The sequence below is a fragment of the Rhodococcus sp. NBC_00294 genome, from assembly GCF_036163995.1.
Taxonomy (GTDB): domain Bacteria; phylum Actinomycetota; class Actinomycetes; order Mycobacteriales; family Mycobacteriaceae; genus Rhodococcoides.
This window is the reverse complement of sequence record NZ_CP108043.1, coordinates 1,344,907-1,359,102: the sequence shown is the minus strand read 5'-3', so window position 1 is coordinate 1,359,102 and position 14,196 is coordinate 1,344,907. Positions and strand designations below refer to the sequence as shown.

The window sequence follows — 14,196 nt, the reverse complement described above, 5'->3', positions numbered from 1 at the left end:
AACCGGATGAAGACCGATAGGTTCGCCGCGTGAGCGCATCCGGTGGACGTCTCGACGCCGTGTCGACGCCGATCGCCCTCGTCGTCGGTGCGGGCACCGCCGTGCATGCCGTGACGTCGCCCGATCTCGTCGCCGACACCGGCAACGGCCCCGCAGCGGTGGTGGCAGCCGTGGCCGTGGCCGCGCTGCTCACGGGGCGATCGAGCAGAGCCGCACCCGCGGTCCTCGCTGCCGTCGGCGGCGCAGCGCTGGTTCTGGGCACTCTCGGATCCTCGGCCGCCCTGTCCCTGCTGGGGGCGCTCGGCAGTGGCGTCGTCCTCGGCGTGCTCGCGGTCCTCGCCTCGGTCCGACGCCTGTGGGTCGCCGCGTTCGGAGTCGCGTCGACCGTCTCTCTGGTCCTGAGCATCACCGTCGTCGCGATACCGCGGCGCTACGCCTCCTACGTCGACACCGACACGACGACGTCCCGCACCATCGCACTCGTCGCCGCGATGGTGGTGACAGTGCTCGCGATCGGTCTGCAGTCGAGGACGCAGCGCTCGTCCCGGAGTTCCTCGACTCGCACCGCCCTGACGGCAGTGATCGTCGCCCTCGTCGGACTCGTCCCGGTGCTGGTCACGAACCTGACGGCCGCCGCCGGAGCAGCCGGGCTGGGCGCGGTGACCACGACGGCCGCGTGGTCGGTGTCGACGATCGTCGTCACGCTGGTGCTCGTCGGTGTCGCTCTGGCACTGCCGAGCGGCGGCGTCCTCGTAGTCGCTGGCACCGTGCTGTGGTTGTCGACGCGGCCGGCCTCCGTCGTCGTCCTCACGACGGCGGGCACCACGGCCCTCCCCCTTCTCCTCGTCGTCGGGGTCGCACTCGCCTGCGCCGTGGGCGCCGCGGCAGGCGCCCGTGCACGACCCGCGGTGGGCACACCGCTGGCCATCCTGTGCTGCGCGGCCGTGGTGGCGGCGATCCACCTCGGGACGTCCTTCACCGGAGTGGCCGTCATCGCGGCGGCGCTCGCGACCGGCGCCGTCGTCGGGGCCGGCGCCGCGTCCGGCGACGTGCCGTCACCCGCAACCGTCGTCGGCGCCGGCCTGCTCGTCCCCCTCGCTCTGACGACCATGCCCTCGTCCCCGATCTCGGCGGACTTCGGCTGGACGGCGTACACGCCCCTCACCCTGCAGTCGGGGTCCGTCACCCTCACCGAGCCCACGGCAGGGACACTGGTGACGGTGACCTGCCTCGCTCTGTGCGCCGTCGGCGCCGAACTGATCCGACGGCGCCGCGGGTGAGACACCACATCGCCCTCGCCGCCTCCCTCCTCGCAGCCGCGCTCGTCGGAGCTCTCGGCGCTCTCGCGTGGTCCGGCCCCCGCAGCGACACGTGGCCGTTCGCGGCCACCGTCGACGATCTGATCGGGTGGTCGTCCACCCAGTCCACCGCCACCGTGGTCGGGCAGGTGCTGGTGGTGGTCACCGTCGCGCTGGCCGTCGGACTGCGGATGCCGACACGCATCGCCCCCTGGGTGTGTGCGGCCCTGCTGGTCGTGGTGCTCGCCTTCACCAAGGTCGCGATTCCCGAAGCGGCGAGCCTGGCCGTCTTCACCGCACTGCACATTCTCAAGTCGTTCGTGGCCGGCGTCCTGGTCGGCCTCGTCCTGCACGCCACCCGGCGATCCGCCGCCGGATGGGTGGCCCTCGCGACCGGCGTGCTCGGCGGAACGCTGCTCGCCTCCGTCGGAACGACCGCCGCGTCCGCCGCCTTCGTGGCGACGCGTCTCGACAGCACCAGCGTGTTCGGCGAACCGGCCTGGTGGTTGATCGGCTCCGCGTTCGCGGCGTGCATCGTCGCCGCCGTTCTGCATCGACCGGCCGCTGATCCCGACGACGACCCGACCGCCCGCGAATTGGTGCGGCTCACCGTCTACGCGGTGATCGTCGCCGTCGTCTGCCGCGTGGGTGTCGAGATCGTCGGCACCGGCGAGTACGCACTGTGGAAGGCGATCGTCGTGCTGATCGTGGCACTCGTCGTCGTGGACCGCGTCGCCGCACGGTGGGAGTCGGCCGATGCACGAACGGTGCTGGTCGCGATCCTCGTCACCGCCGCTGCCGTCGCGATGTGGAACGTGGGCGCCCGCACCCTGCTCGACTCCCGGCTGCTCACCGTGGTGGGCGTGGGCGGACTGGTCCTCGGCGCCGTCCTGGCCTGGCGGCTCCCGGTCGGACGCATCGCATCGTGGCTCACCGCCCTGGCACTCACCGCGCTGCCGATGGGCGCTGCCCTCGTGAGCGTCGACGAGGTGTCTGCGGCATCACTCGGGGTGGTGGCCGCGCTCATTCCGATCGCCCTGACCGCCGTCACCGCGGATCCGCACGCGACGGTGCGGCCATTGGCGGCGGCGCTGCCCGGGCTCGCGATCCTCGTCGCTGCGGCGGCGCCGGTACCGGCGCAGACACTCGACCCCGAGTGGCTGAATCAGCTGTCGATCGGGTCCGACCAGCCCACCGGCGACGCGTACACGGGGAGCCTGTCGGTGATCGGCGACCTCGACACTGTCATGGCCGAGTACACGTCCACCGACCTCACCTCCGCCTACCTCCTGCTCGGGGTCGCCGCGCTCTGCACGCTGCGCATCGTGTGGCTGTCCCGGCGCACAGATGCCCCCGAGCCGGACGCCGAGCCCCCTGCACCCCATGCGTGAGCACGGGTTCCTCAGATCACCAGGCCCTGCGCCCGGAGGTGCCGGAAGACACGCATCGATCCCGGCGCGACGTCCGGCATGGCGGCGTACTCGGCGACGGTGAACCACCGCAGATCAGCGATCTCGCTGGTGGCCCGAGGTTCGCCGGTGAGGTCGGCGGAGAAGCACGTCATGTGCAGATCACGGCCGAGGGGGTCGCCGAACGCCGGGCACTCGACCACGCACAGCAGGTGCACCGACGACTCGACGACGTCGACGCCCAGTTCCTCTCGCACCTCGCGGTGCAGCGCCTGGAGTGGTGTCTCACCGGGATCGATCTTGCCGCCGACCATGTAGAACGCACGCTTGCCGACCGACCGGGCCTGCAGCATCCGGCCGTCACGGACGAGGGCGAGGGCGGCGGTGCGCAGTGGTTCGGTCATCGCCCGGTGACCATACCCGTACCGGGGGTGGGTATCGCTGACCGAGAGGGCGTGGACCCGCACCGGTAGTATGGAGTGGACGACGTCTCGTGCGTCCGACACCCCGCCGCCCCGACGTCCACGACGGAGTGCCTCTTGCTTTCCATTCTCGTTGCCCACACGGTGGCCGCGCTGATCGCGCCGCTTCTCGTGCGTCTGTGGGGACGACAGGCTTTTCTTCCGCTCGCCGCGGTGCCGGCCGCCTCGCTCGTGTGGGTGGCCGCGAACTGGAACACCGAGCAGCGACTGTCCATCGAGTGGGTCCCCGGACTCTCCATGAACATCGATCTGCGCTTCGATTCCCTGGCCGCGGTCATGTCCACGCTGGTGCTCGGCATCGGCGCACTGATCCTGCTCTACTGCGCTCGCTACTTCGAGGACGACGAGCCCCGTCTGGGCATCTTCGCCGCGGAGCTCGTCGCGTTCGCCGGAGTCATGTTCGCGCTGGTCACCAGCGACAACATGCTGATGCTCTACATCTTCTGGGAACTGACGACGGTGCTGTCGTTCCTGTTGGTGGGGCACTACGCCGAGCGCGCCTCGAGTCGACGTGCCGCGACGCAGGCTCTGCTGGTCACCACGGCCGGCGGTCTCGCCATGCTGGTCGGCATCATCGTGCTGGGCCAGATGGTGGGCAGCTACAACCTCTCCGACGTCATCGAGGCGGCTCCGCGCGGCTGGTTGGCGGGCACCGCCCTGGTCCTGGTCCTGGTCGGTGCGCTGAGCAAGTCGGCCATCGTTCCTCTGCACTTCTGGTTGCCCGGCGCCATGGCCGCGCCGACACCCGTCAGCGGGTACCTGCACGCCGCGGCGATGGTCAAGGCCGGCATCTACCTGGTGGCGCGTCTCGCACCGGGCTTCGCCGACGCCGGGCCCTGGCGCTTCACCATCCTCACGCTCGGTCTGGCGTCGATGCTCGTCGGCGGCTACCGCGCACTGCGTGCATACGACCTCAAGCTCGTGCTCGCCTTCGGCACGGTGAGCCAGCTCGGCTTCCTCGTCGCCATCGTCGGCATCGGTTCGCGGACGGCGATGCTCGCGGGCCTCGCGATGGTCCTCGCCCACGGCTTCTTCAAGGCCGCGCTGTTCATGGTGGTGGGCATCATCGACCACTCGACCGGCACCCGAGACGTGCGCAAGCTCGCGCATCTCGGGGACCGGTCACCCGTTCTCGCCGCGACGGCCGTGATCGCAGCGGCGAGCATGGCGGGCCTTCCGCCGTTCCTCGGTTTCATCGGCAAGGAGACCGCGTTCGAGTCGACGCTCGACTCGGACGCGATGGGTCCGCTCTCGTCTGCGCTGGTGCTGGCCGCGATGGTCGTCGGCTCGATCCTGACCGTCGCCTACAGCCTGCGCTTCGTGTGGGGCGCCTTCGGTCGCAAGAAGCTGCGGCAGCCCAGCGCCGCCGTCGCCTCGATGCACGCACCGGGATGGTTCTTCCTCTTCCCGCCCGTGCTGCTCGCCGTCCTCGGACTGGTGGCCGGCCTCGCCGCGCCGGTCGTCGACACCCTGATCGCGCCGTACAGCAAGACCCTGCCGTCCTACGGCGCGGAGGACTACCACCTCGCGCTGTGGCACGGCGTCAACCTCCCGCTGGGTCTGACCGTCGTCGTCATCCTGGTCGGCGTCCTGCTCTACCGGGTGCACAAGGCGATCGCGCGGACGGTCCCGGCCGTGCCGCTGAACGCCGACCGGGTGTACGACCGCGTCCTCTACCTGATGGACCTGCTGTCGCTGCGCCTCACCGGAACCACCCAGCGCGGTTCGCTCCCCGGCACTCTGGCGACAGTTCTCGCGACGTTGGCACTGTTTCCGCTGATCTCGCTGATCGTCTACACCCGCGACGGCGTCGACATCCGTCTCGCGGACTCGCCGTACCAGATCATCGTGGGCGGCATCATGGTCGCGGCGGCCATCGGCGCCACGATCATGCGCAACCGACTCGCGGCGGTGCTGCTCGTCGGTGTCACCGGCTACGGCTGCGGTCTGATCTTCGCGGTCCACGGTGCGCCGGACCTGGCGTTGACACAGTTCCTCGTCGAGACCTTGACGCTCGTCGTGTTCGTCCTGGTGCTCCGCAAACTGCCTGCCGAGATCGACGAGGGTCGTTCGTTCGGTCGCAAGCCGGCCCGCGCCGCCCTGGCCGCGCTCGTCGGCATCACGGTCACGCTCGTCGGTGCCTACGCGATGAATGCCCGCTCGACCAGACCCATCGCCGAACTGCTCCCGGATCTGGCGTACGACTTCGGAGACGGCAGCAACGTCGTCAACGTGATCCTCGTCGACATTCGTGCCTGGGACACCTTCGGAGAAATCTCGGTCCTGCTCGTCGCCGCGACCGGGGTCGCCAGTCTGGTCTTCCGCAACCGGCGCTTCGGTAGTGCCCCGCGTGTGTCCGATGCACCGTCTGCGATGGACAGCGCCCAGGCAGCATCCGAGATCACCTGGCTCAGCGGCAGCGATCTGATCGACCCCAGGCACCGCGTCCTGGTCCTGGAGATCACCACCCGACTGGTGTTCCCGACGGTGATGATGCTGTCCATCTACTTCTTCTTCGCCGGACACAACGCCCCCGGTGGCGGGTTCGCAGGCGGACTGACCGCCGGTCTCGCACTCGTGCTCCGGTACCTCGCCGGTGGTCGCTACGAACTGGGCGAGACCCTCCCGTTCGATGCCGGGAAGATTCTCGGCATCGGTCTCCTGTTCGCAGGCGGAACCGCCGTGGCATCCCTCTTCCTGGGGGCGCCCATTCTCTCGTCGGCCACCTTCGAAGTGACGGTGCCCATTCTCGGTGACATCAAGATGGTCACCGCTCTGTTCTTCGACCTCGGTGTCTACCTGATCGTCGTCGGCCTCGTCCTCGACGTCCTCCGCAGCCTCGGCGCGCGTCTCGACGCCCAGATCGAATTGAGTCGCCAGTGACCGCCAACATCGGAATGCTCGTCGTCATCGCAGGACTCATCGCCGCCGGCGTCTACCTGTTGATCGAGCGCAGCATCATCCGCATGCTCCTGGGCCTGCTGCTGGTCGGCAACGGAGTGAATCTCCTGATCCTCACAGCCGGCGGCGGCCCGGGAAATCCGCCGGTAGTGGGACGCGTGTCCGAGGTCGCCGAGGGCGACGCCGATCCGCTGGCCCAGGCGTTGATCCTGACGGCCATCGTCATCACGATGGGCATTGCCGCCTTCGTGCTGGCCCTGGCCTACCGGTCGTACACGATCAACGTCGCGGACGTCGTCGAGAACGACCCCGAGGACACCAAGGTCCTCACGCGTCGCAGCCTCGCGGACGCTCCCGACCGCGACAAGTCCGACGATCCGATCACCGGCGAGCCCGGCGAGGCCGGAGACGCCTTCGACAAGGACGGAAACCCGATTCCTCTCGACCAGATCGCCAACCGTGAGGACCTCGAGTGCTACGAGGATCTCCACGAGGGCAAGTTCCGCGACCGTGACGACGTCTCCTCGCCGGCGGGTGACTCCCGATGACGCTGTCGCCGACGATCATCGGGACCCTCACGCCCCTCCCCGTCGTGATACCACTTCTCGCTGCGGCGCTGTGCCTCGTCCTGGGTCGCAAGCCGCGCGCTCAGCGAGTGGTCACCATCGCGGCGCTCGTCGCGGTCACGGCCGTCTCGTGCGTGCTCCTCTATCTTGCCGACCGAGACGGCACCACGGCTCTGCAGGTCGGCGGGTGGGAGGCCCCGATGGGCATCACGCTGGTGGTCGATCGGCTGTCCGCGCTGATGCTCGTCGTGTCGTCCATCGTCCTGCTGGCGGTCATCGTCTACGCAGTGGGCCAGGGCATCCGGGACGGCGACGCGAATCAGCCCGTCTCGATCTTCCTGCCCACCTACCTCGCCCTCACCGCGGGCGTCAGCAATGCGTTCCTGGCCGGCGATCTGTTCAACCTGTACGTCGGTTTCGAGGTACTGCTCGTCGCATCGTTCGTGTTGCTGACGCTCGGCGCCAGCGCCGAACGCGTGCGAGCGGGCGTCTCGTACGTCATGGTCTCCGTCGTCTCGTCGATGATCTTCCTGGCGGGTATCGCCGCCACGTACGCGGCCACGGGCACCCTGAACTTCGCCCAGCTCGCGCTGCGTTTCGACGACATCCCGCAGGGCACGCGGCTCGCGATCTTCTCGATCCTCCTCGTCGCGTTCGGCATCAAGGCCGCGGTCTTCCCGCTGTCGGCCTGGCTCCCCGACTCGTACCCGACAGCGCCCGCGCCGGTCACCGCTGTGTTCGCTGGCCTGCTCACCAAGGTGGGTGTGTACGCCATCATGCGCACCCACACGCTGCTGTTCCCGGACGGTGCGATGGACAACGTGCTCCTCGTCGCCGGGTTGCTCACCATGGTGATCGGCATCTTCGGCGCGATCGCGCAGAGCGAGATCAAGCGTCTGCTCTCGTTCACGCTGGTCTCGCACATCGGCTACATGATCTTCGGTGTCGCGCTGTCCACCAAGGCAGGGCTGTCCGGCTCCGTGTACTACGTGGCGCACCACATCCTCGTGCAGACCACGCTGTTCCTCGTCGTCGGCCTCATCGAGCGTCAGGCCGGATCGTCGTCCCTGCGTCGCCTGGGCGGTCTGGCTGCCGCGAGCCCGTTGTTGGCCATCCTGTTCCTCGTTCCCGCTCTCAATCTCGGTGGCATTCCGCCGTTCTCCGGTTTCATCGGCAAGGTCGCACTACTACAGGCCGGCGCGGACAAGGCGAGCTCCCTCGCCTGGATACTGGTCGCCGGTGGCACGGTCACCAGCCTCCTCACCCTCTACGTCGTGGCCCGTGTGTGGACCAAGGCGTTCTGGCGGGCGCGCGCCGACGCGCCGGAAGGTGGCGTGTCCGACGACTCTCCGACCGCACTACTGGACAACGCCAGCGACGTGGATTTCGACTCGCGCGTCGACCCGGGCCGCATGCCGGTGGGAATGCTCGTCCCGACGATCGGCCTGGTCGCTGTCGGCCTGTCGCTGACCGTCTTCGCCGGCCCGTTCATCGGCATCAGTGATCGGGCCGCGGAGGACCTCCGCGATCGGAACGTCTACATCACCGCTGTTCTGGGCACCGTCGAGGATCCCGTCACCTACGCGGACGGACGCGACACGTCGGAGGGGGGACGATGACCGTCATGGGTCGTGACATAGCCCTCAAGGCTGCGCTTCTGGCGTGGCTCACCGGGGTGTGGGTGTTGTTGTGGGGCAACCTCTCCGCTGCGAACGTTCTCGGCGGGATCGTGGTCGGACTCTTCGTGATGACAGTCCTGGCGCTGCCGAGGGTTCCGGTCGAGGGCCGGGTGCACCCGCTGTCGGTGGTCCGACTGGTGGTCGTCCTCGTCTACTACGCCGCTCAGTCCAGTGTTCAGGTCGCGTGGGCGGCGATCCGTCCCGGTCCACCGCCGGTGAACGCGGTGTTGCGATATCCCGTGGAGATCAAGTCGGATCTCGTGCTCACGTTCATGGTCGACGCGTTGAACATGGTTCCGGGCACGATGGTGCTGGACATCGACCGCGAGGATCGAGTCCTCTACATTCACGTCCTCGATGTCGGCAAACCTGATGCCGTGGACCAGTTCCGCACCATTGTCCGCACCTACGAGTCGGCCTTCATCGCCGCATTCGAGCGTGACCTCGAGTGGCATCCAGCAAGCATCGTCGTGGCGACGGACGACAGTGACGTCGACTCCGTGGCCGACACGATCGACGACATCTCCGCGGATTACTCCGAGACGACCGGTGACTCCCGGAAGAAGGACCGCCCGTGACCGTCGTTCTCACCATCTCGGGGGTCATGCTCCTCGCGGCCGCCGTGATCACCGCGTACCGCTTGCTGGCCGGGCCCGACTCCTTGGACCGACTCGTGGCAGTGGACACCATCATCGCGCTGACGGTGTGCGGTGTCATGGTCTGGTCCGTCTACAGCCGGGACACCACATTGGTGCCGTCCATCGTCGCGCTGTCCGTCGTCGGCTTCGTCGGCTCCGTCAGCGTCGCACGATTCCGCGTCTCCGACACTCCGGAGAAGCGGAAGGCCGCCGCCGCTGCCGCAGCACGCACGCCTCATCCCCCACGCGACACCGAATCCCGCGACAGACGGCAGGAGAAGTGATGAAGCTCGTCGCCGACATCATCAGCGGAACGATGATCATCCTGGGATCGATCCTCGCGCTCACCGCGGCGATCGGAGTCGTCCGCTTCCCGGACACGTTGTCCCGCATGCACGCCGCCACCAAGCCTCAGGTGGTGGGGTTGATTCTGATTCTCATCGGCGCGTTCATCAGCCTGCGCGGCAACGTCGACATCTGGATGATCTTCCTTGTGGGCGTCTTCACGGTGCTCACGGCGCCGATCATCGCGCACACCGTGGGCCAGGTCGCCTACCGCGAGCACAGCAGCCGGGACGACCTCTTCATGGTCGACGATCTCCGCGACGACGAGCGCAACGACCGGGCCTGATCAGCGACGTTCTGGTCAGCGGAGTTCGGAGATGAGCGAGTCGACGACGGCGATGAGGTCGCCCCCCGACCTCTCCGCCACGGCACGCTGACGCTGATACGACGCACCCTGGCGCGGGATGTCCGCGACGCGGCCCAGCTCGTCCGCGCACCCCAGCCGTACGGCGATCGGGGTGAGCTTTTCCAGCAGGTCGAACAGGTCGTCGGTCATGAGCCGCTCGTTGCTGTCGGCGTCGAGCACGATCTCGGCGTCCAGCCCGTACCGCGCGGCGCGCCACTTGTTCTCCTGCACGTGCCACGGCGGGATCGTGAGCAACGGCTCGCCGGCATCGAGCCGTTCGTCGAGATACACCACGAGGCAGTGGATCAGGGCGACCAGGGCACCGAGCTCACGCTTGGTGGACACCCCGTCGCACACTCTGATCTCGATGGTGCCGAGCCGCGGCACGGGACGGATGTCCCAGTGCATGCCGCCGAGCTGCGAGATGACGCCGGTCTTCATCTGGTCGTGCACGAAACCCTCGAACTGCGACCAGGTCTCGAACTGGAACGGCAGTCCCGCGGTGGGGAGCTGCTGGAACATGAGCGCGCGGTTGCTGGCGTAGCCGGTGTCCGACCCGGCCCACATCGGGGACGACGCGGACAGCGCGAGCAGGTGCGGGTACTGCAGCAGGATCGAGTTGAGAATCGGGAAGACCCGGTCGGCCGAGCGGAGTCCGACGTGGACGTGGACGCCCCAGATCAGCATCTGCCGACCCCACCACTGTGTGCGCTCGATCAGCTCGTCGTAGTGCGGGGCCGCGGTGAGCTGTTGCGACGACCACTCGGCGAACGGGTGTGTCCCGGCGCAGAACAGGTCGACTCCCAACGGATCCGCGGCGCGGCGCACCAGATCCAGCGACTCGCTCAGATCGTCGATCGCTTCACCGACGGTGTCGCAGATGTCGGTCACCAACTCGACCGTGTTGCGCAGGAGTTCCTTCGTCACGCGCGGAGTGTGCGCTCCAGCGAGTTCCACGACGCCGTCCATCACCTCGGACGCGGTGTTCGACAGATCCCGCGACACGCGGTCGACGAGCGCGATCTCCCACTCGACGCCGATGGTCGGACGCTCCGACCCGGCGAACGGCACCGTGGTCGATCTCGACTCGTTCTTCAGGGGGACGTGCCCGTCTACTCGGACTCGACGACCGCGCAGGCGACGCGGCTGCCGGCGTCGCCCGTGCTGAGGGTCGTCGCGTCGGGAACGGGCTGGCCGTCGGGCAGCGTGTAGCGCGTCGGGATGTTGGCGAAGTTGTCGGCGCCCGAGTGGACGATGACGGCTACGCCGCCGCGCAGGTCGTCGAGCGTGACCGAGTCGGTCGTCGTCGTGAGGTCGGCGGTGCCGTCCTCACGCACCTGCAGCGAGGTCAGGTCGCCGCTGGCCGGATGGCCGGTGTTGCCGTTCACCTGCAGGTGACCGCCGGCGGACAGGAATGCGCCGGGCTCGCCGCCTGTGGGAGCGACCGAATCGGGCTCGCACACGGGGTTCTGATGCATGTGCAGGCCGTGGAAGCCGGGGGTCAGACCCTCTGCCTCGACGGTGACCTCGAGGTGCCCGTCGACCTCGGCGAAGGAGACCGTGCCCATGGTCTCGCCCTCGGGGCTGCGCAGGTCGCCGGTCATTGCGGCCTCGGTCGCCGAGCCCCCGCCCTCGGAACCCTCGCCGCCCGCGCTGTGGGACTCCTCGCCGTGCTCGGAACCCGCGGGTGCGGCGGAGCTGGTGAAGACGGGCGGAGTCGTGCCGGCGACGTCGCTGGCTTCCTCGCCGTTGCTGCAGGCCACCATGCCGAACAGGGCTACTGCGGCGAGAGGCGCCACGACGAGGGTGCGAGGTGCGACTCGGCTGCGCTTCCAGCTGGCCATGGTGAAGGTCTCCTAGATGTGTGGGGACGTGCTGACCTGAACTCTAGTCACCCGGTGACGATGACGATGATGCCGGGCGTGGAGGACTCGATGCCCTCGAAACGTGGTTCGACACCGAAGCCCAGTGTGGTCGCGATGCGTTCGGCCTCGGCCTGCTGACCGGACACCGACGGGTCGTAGTAGACCGTGGAGGCCGCGATGGTGCCGCTGCTGTAGTTGCCGGTCTCGCCGACCGTGAAACCGGCCGACTCGAGCGTCTGCGCCACCTCGGCGGCCAGTCCGCTGACATTGCTGTTGTTGAGGACGCGCAACGACTGTGCCGCGGCCGTGGTGGAGGACGGCGCACTGGTCGTCGTCGTGGCGGCCGACCCGGCGCTCGCGTCGGACTGCGGCGCGGCGGGTGCTGCGGCAGCGGCGGTGGTGGTCACGGCCGCTGCGGTGGAGGTGGGCGTGTCCTCGTCCGAGCCCGTGAGGGAGAAGAAGCCGAGACCTGCGAAGACGACGGCCAGCGACAGCAGAACCATGGCCAGCGCTCGCAACGGTGGGCCGGACGAGTCCGGGGTCGGAGTGCTCGCGGGGGTCTGATCAGTCACGCTGCGAGCCTAGCGACTCGGCCGAACCGGGTGACCCGGGGCGGCGCGGGACGACACCCGTCAGATCTCGAAGCCGAGTCGACGCGCAGCGCGTGCCTTCTGCCGGCTCGCGCGCAGACGTCGCAGGCGCTTCACGAGCATCGGGTCCGCGGCCAGCGCCTCCGGCTTGTCCACCAGGGCGTTGAGCACCTGGTAGTAGCGGGTCGCCGACATGTCGAACAGTTCCTTGATCGCTTCTTCCTTCGCGCCGGCGTACTTCCACCATTGGCGCTCGAACGAGAGAATGTCGTGTTCCCGGCGGGAGAGTCCGTCACTCGGCTCGTCGGCCCCGTCGGCTCGCCCGTGACTTCGCGCTGCAGCGCTGTCCATCTCACTCCTGTCGTCTGTGCCGCCCTCGGCATCGCGTCTCGCGAGCTCTGCCGTCGACCTCGGGCTGTGCCGTGTGAACCCGGCCGTGACCGTGTTCTCGCGCGTCCCCCGGACCCGAAGAGGTCCGCGCACGGCGGTGAATCACATCCGTGTCGTTCGCCGCCAATCTAACCACGGACCGGGCTCCGGGATGCGGCGACACCGCGGCGCGTCTCGGCCCGGCCGACCGGACCAGAAATCGTCCACCGGGCGGGCAGTATCCTTCTGGACCATGGCAATTCTCCCCATCCGTATCGTCGGTGACCCGGTGCTGCACACCCCCACCCAGCAGGTCACGGCGTCGCCCGCGGAACTCGAGACGTTGATCGCGGACATGTACGACACGCTCGAGGCCGCCAAGGGTGTCGGACTGGCCGCCAACCAGGTGGGTGAACCGCTCCGACTGTTCATCTACGACTGCCCCGACCACAGCGAGGACGGCACGGTGACGCGCCGCCGCGGCGAGGTGATCAACCCGGTTCTCGAGACGTCGGAGATTCCCGAGACGATGCCCGATCCGGACGACGACGACGAGGGGTGCCTCTCGGTTCCCGGCGAGCAGCACCCGACGGGTCGGGCCGAGTGGGCGCGTGTCACCGGAACCGATGCGAAGGGTGAGCCCGTCGACATCGAGGGGCACGGTTTCTTCGCGCGCATGCTGCAGCACGAGGTGGGCCACCTCGACGGTTTCCTCTACGTCGACGTGCTGGTCGGACGCAACGCGCGGGCGGCGAAGAAGGCCATCAAGAAGAACGGGTGGGGCGTACCCGGGCTGAGCTGGATCCCCGGCACCGTCGCGGATCCGTTCGGCCACGACGACGACGAGTGACTCGGGACGCCCCGGTTCCGGGCTCGCGGGTGGTGCTGCGGTACCGCCTGCCGGACGGGTCGACCCCGCCGTTCACCGACGTGATCGGCATCCTCGCGGCGTCCGGCACCGCGGTGACCGTGCAGCCGGAGTCCGGCGACCCGGTGACCGTGCCGGCCGAGCGCATCGTCGCACTCAAGGCGTTGGCACCTCGGCCCGTCCGCAATTCGGAGATCCGCGGTCTCGAGAGTGCGGCGGCCGATGCGTGGCCGGGCCTCGAGCAGGAGTGGATCGGTGGATGGCTGCTCCGCGCCGGCGCCGGCGTGACCCGACGAGGCAATTCGGCGAGCCCCCTGCGTCCCGACGCGTCCGCCGTCGACCTGCCGGCCGTCGCCGCCTGGTACCGCGACCGGGACCTGCAACCCTCGCTGTCGTTGCCGGACCGACTTCTCGGGGCGCCGGCGGGATGGAGCCTGTCGGCCGAGGCACTGGTGCTGACGCTGCCGATCCCGTCGTCGACCGGGCCGGACACGGACACGGACACCGAGCGCATCGCCGCGCCCGACGACCGATGGCTGGCGCACCATCCCCGCTACCGGCATCGTCCGGACCTCCTCACCGCGGTCCACGACGGTGTCGTGACCTTTCTCCGACGAGGCGACACCGCGGTCGCCCGCGCTGCCGTCACCGCATCGCCGACCGGACGACGCTGGGTCGGCATCACCGCGGTGGCCACTCGACCCGACGAGCGTCGGCGCGGTCACGGGTCCGCGGTGTGTGCCGAAGCGATGCGGTGGGGTGCCGACCACGGCGCGACGCACGCCTACGTCCAGGTCGAGGTGGACAACGACGAGGCGAGGCGCGATCGCTGTACGAGCG

Annotated in this window: 13 protein-coding genes and 2 pseudogenes; 10 read left to right on the top strand and 5 right to left on the bottom strand. The window is 68.9% G+C overall.

Annotated elements, in window-relative coordinates:
* The first annotated feature begins 29 nt into the window (after nt 1-29).
* A complete protein-coding gene (locus tag OHB23_RS06405; RefSeq protein WP_328811135.1) occupies nt 30-1,280 on the top strand; it encodes a hypothetical protein in 1,251 nt (416 codons plus the stop codon).
* On the top strand, nt 1,277-2,689 hold the full coding sequence (locus tag OHB23_RS06400; protein WP_328811134.1) for a hypothetical protein: 1,413 nt from the start codon (nt 1,277-1,279) through the stop codon (nt 2,687-2,689). Before OHB23_RS06405 ends, OHB23_RS06400 begins: the two co-directional genes overlap by 4 nt.
* Nucleotides 2,690-2,700: 11 nt before the next feature.
* On the opposite strand, the gene OHB23_RS06395 is transcribed toward OHB23_RS06400, so the two are convergent.
* A complete protein-coding gene (locus tag OHB23_RS06395; RefSeq protein WP_328811133.1) occupies nt 2,701-3,111 on the bottom strand; it encodes an NUDIX hydrolase in 411 nt (136 codons plus the stop codon).
* A gap of 135 nt (nt 3,112-3,246) precedes the next feature.
* On the opposite strand from OHB23_RS06395, the gene OHB23_RS06390 reads away from it, so the two are divergent.
* The 6 genes and pseudogenes from OHB23_RS06390 (at nt 3,247) to mnhG (ending at nt 9,604) form a co-directional block, all read left to right on the top strand.
* Nucleotides 3,247-6,072, top strand: a complete 2,826-nt coding sequence (locus OHB23_RS06390) for a Na+/H+ antiporter subunit A (RefSeq protein ID WP_328811132.1) — start codon at nt 3,247-3,249, stop codon at nt 6,070-6,072.
* Nucleotides 6,069-6,638: a Na(+)/H(+) antiporter subunit C gene (locus OHB23_RS06385; protein WP_328811131.1), complete on the top strand. Its 570-nt coding sequence runs from the start codon at nt 6,069-6,071 to the stop codon at nt 6,636-6,638. The genes OHB23_RS06390 and OHB23_RS06385 overlap by 4 nt, the downstream gene beginning before the upstream one ends.
* Complete coding sequence (locus OHB23_RS06380; protein ID WP_328811130.1) at nt 6,635-8,275, top strand: Na+/H+ antiporter subunit D; 1,641 nt, start codon at nt 6,635-6,637, stop codon at nt 8,273-8,275. The genes OHB23_RS06385 and OHB23_RS06380 overlap by 4 nt, the downstream gene beginning before the upstream one ends.
* 5 nt (nt 8,276-8,280) lie before the next feature.
* Nucleotides 8,281-8,913 carry a Na+/H+ antiporter subunit E gene (locus OHB23_RS06375; RefSeq protein WP_328811129.1) on the top strand — a complete coding sequence of 211 codons (633 nt, stop codon included), beginning with the start codon at nt 8,281-8,283 and terminating at the stop codon, nt 8,911-8,913.
* Nucleotides 8,910-9,161, top strand: a pseudogene (locus OHB23_RS06370) (monovalent cation/H+ antiporter complex subunit F); the annotation flags it as partial. The gene OHB23_RS06375 and the pseudogene OHB23_RS06370, both read left to right, overlap by 4 nt.
* A gap of 95 nt (nt 9,162-9,256) precedes the next feature.
* Nucleotides 9,257-9,604 (top strand): monovalent cation/H(+) antiporter subunit G, encoded by a 348-nt coding sequence (gene mnhG / locus OHB23_RS06365; RefSeq protein ID WP_204869188.1) that lies wholly within the window; start codon nt 9,257-9,259, stop codon nt 9,602-9,604.
* 15 nt (nt 9,605-9,619) lie between these two features.
* Here mnhG and OHB23_RS06360 read toward each other — a convergent pair whose 3' ends face one another.
* The 4 genes from OHB23_RS06360 to OHB23_RS06345 all read right to left on the bottom strand — a co-directional run bounded on the left by OHB23_RS06360 (nt 9,620) and on the right by OHB23_RS06345 (nt 12,470).
* A complete protein-coding gene (locus OHB23_RS06360; RefSeq protein ID WP_037186102.1) occupies nt 9,620-10,735 on the bottom strand; it encodes a glutamate--cysteine ligase in 1,116 nt (371 codons plus the stop codon).
* Between the two features lie 41 nt (nt 10,736-10,776).
* Nucleotides 10,777-11,508: a superoxide dismutase[Cu-Zn] gene (sodC, locus tag OHB23_RS06355; protein WP_027506243.1), complete on the bottom strand. Its 732-nt coding sequence runs from the start codon at nt 11,506-11,508 to the stop codon at nt 10,777-10,779.
* Nucleotides 11,509-11,555: 47 nt separating this feature from the next.
* A complete protein-coding gene (locus OHB23_RS06350) occupies nt 11,556-12,032 on the bottom strand; it encodes a LytR C-terminal domain-containing protein (RefSeq protein WP_222632640.1) in 477 nt (158 codons plus the stop codon).
* 129 nt (nt 12,033-12,161) lie between these two features.
* Entirely contained in the window at nt 12,162-12,470 is a 309-nt protein-coding gene (locus OHB23_RS06345) for a DUF3263 domain-containing protein (protein ID WP_027506241.1), read from the bottom strand.
* Between the two features lie 271 nt (nt 12,471-12,741).
* On the opposite strand from OHB23_RS06345, the gene OHB23_RS06340 reads away from it, so the two are divergent.
* The gene (locus tag OHB23_RS06340) at nt 12,742-13,338 is read left to right on the top strand and encodes a peptide deformylase (RefSeq protein ID WP_027506240.1); all 597 of its coding nucleotides are present in this window, start codon (nt 12,742-12,744) and stop codon (nt 13,336-13,338) included.
* Nucleotides 13,266-14,120: pseudogene (locus OHB23_RS06335) on the top strand (N-acetylglutamate synthase, CG3035 family); the annotation flags it as partial. The gene OHB23_RS06340 and the pseudogene OHB23_RS06335, both read left to right, overlap by 73 nt.
* Nucleotides 14,121-14,196: the final 76 nt, after the last annotated feature.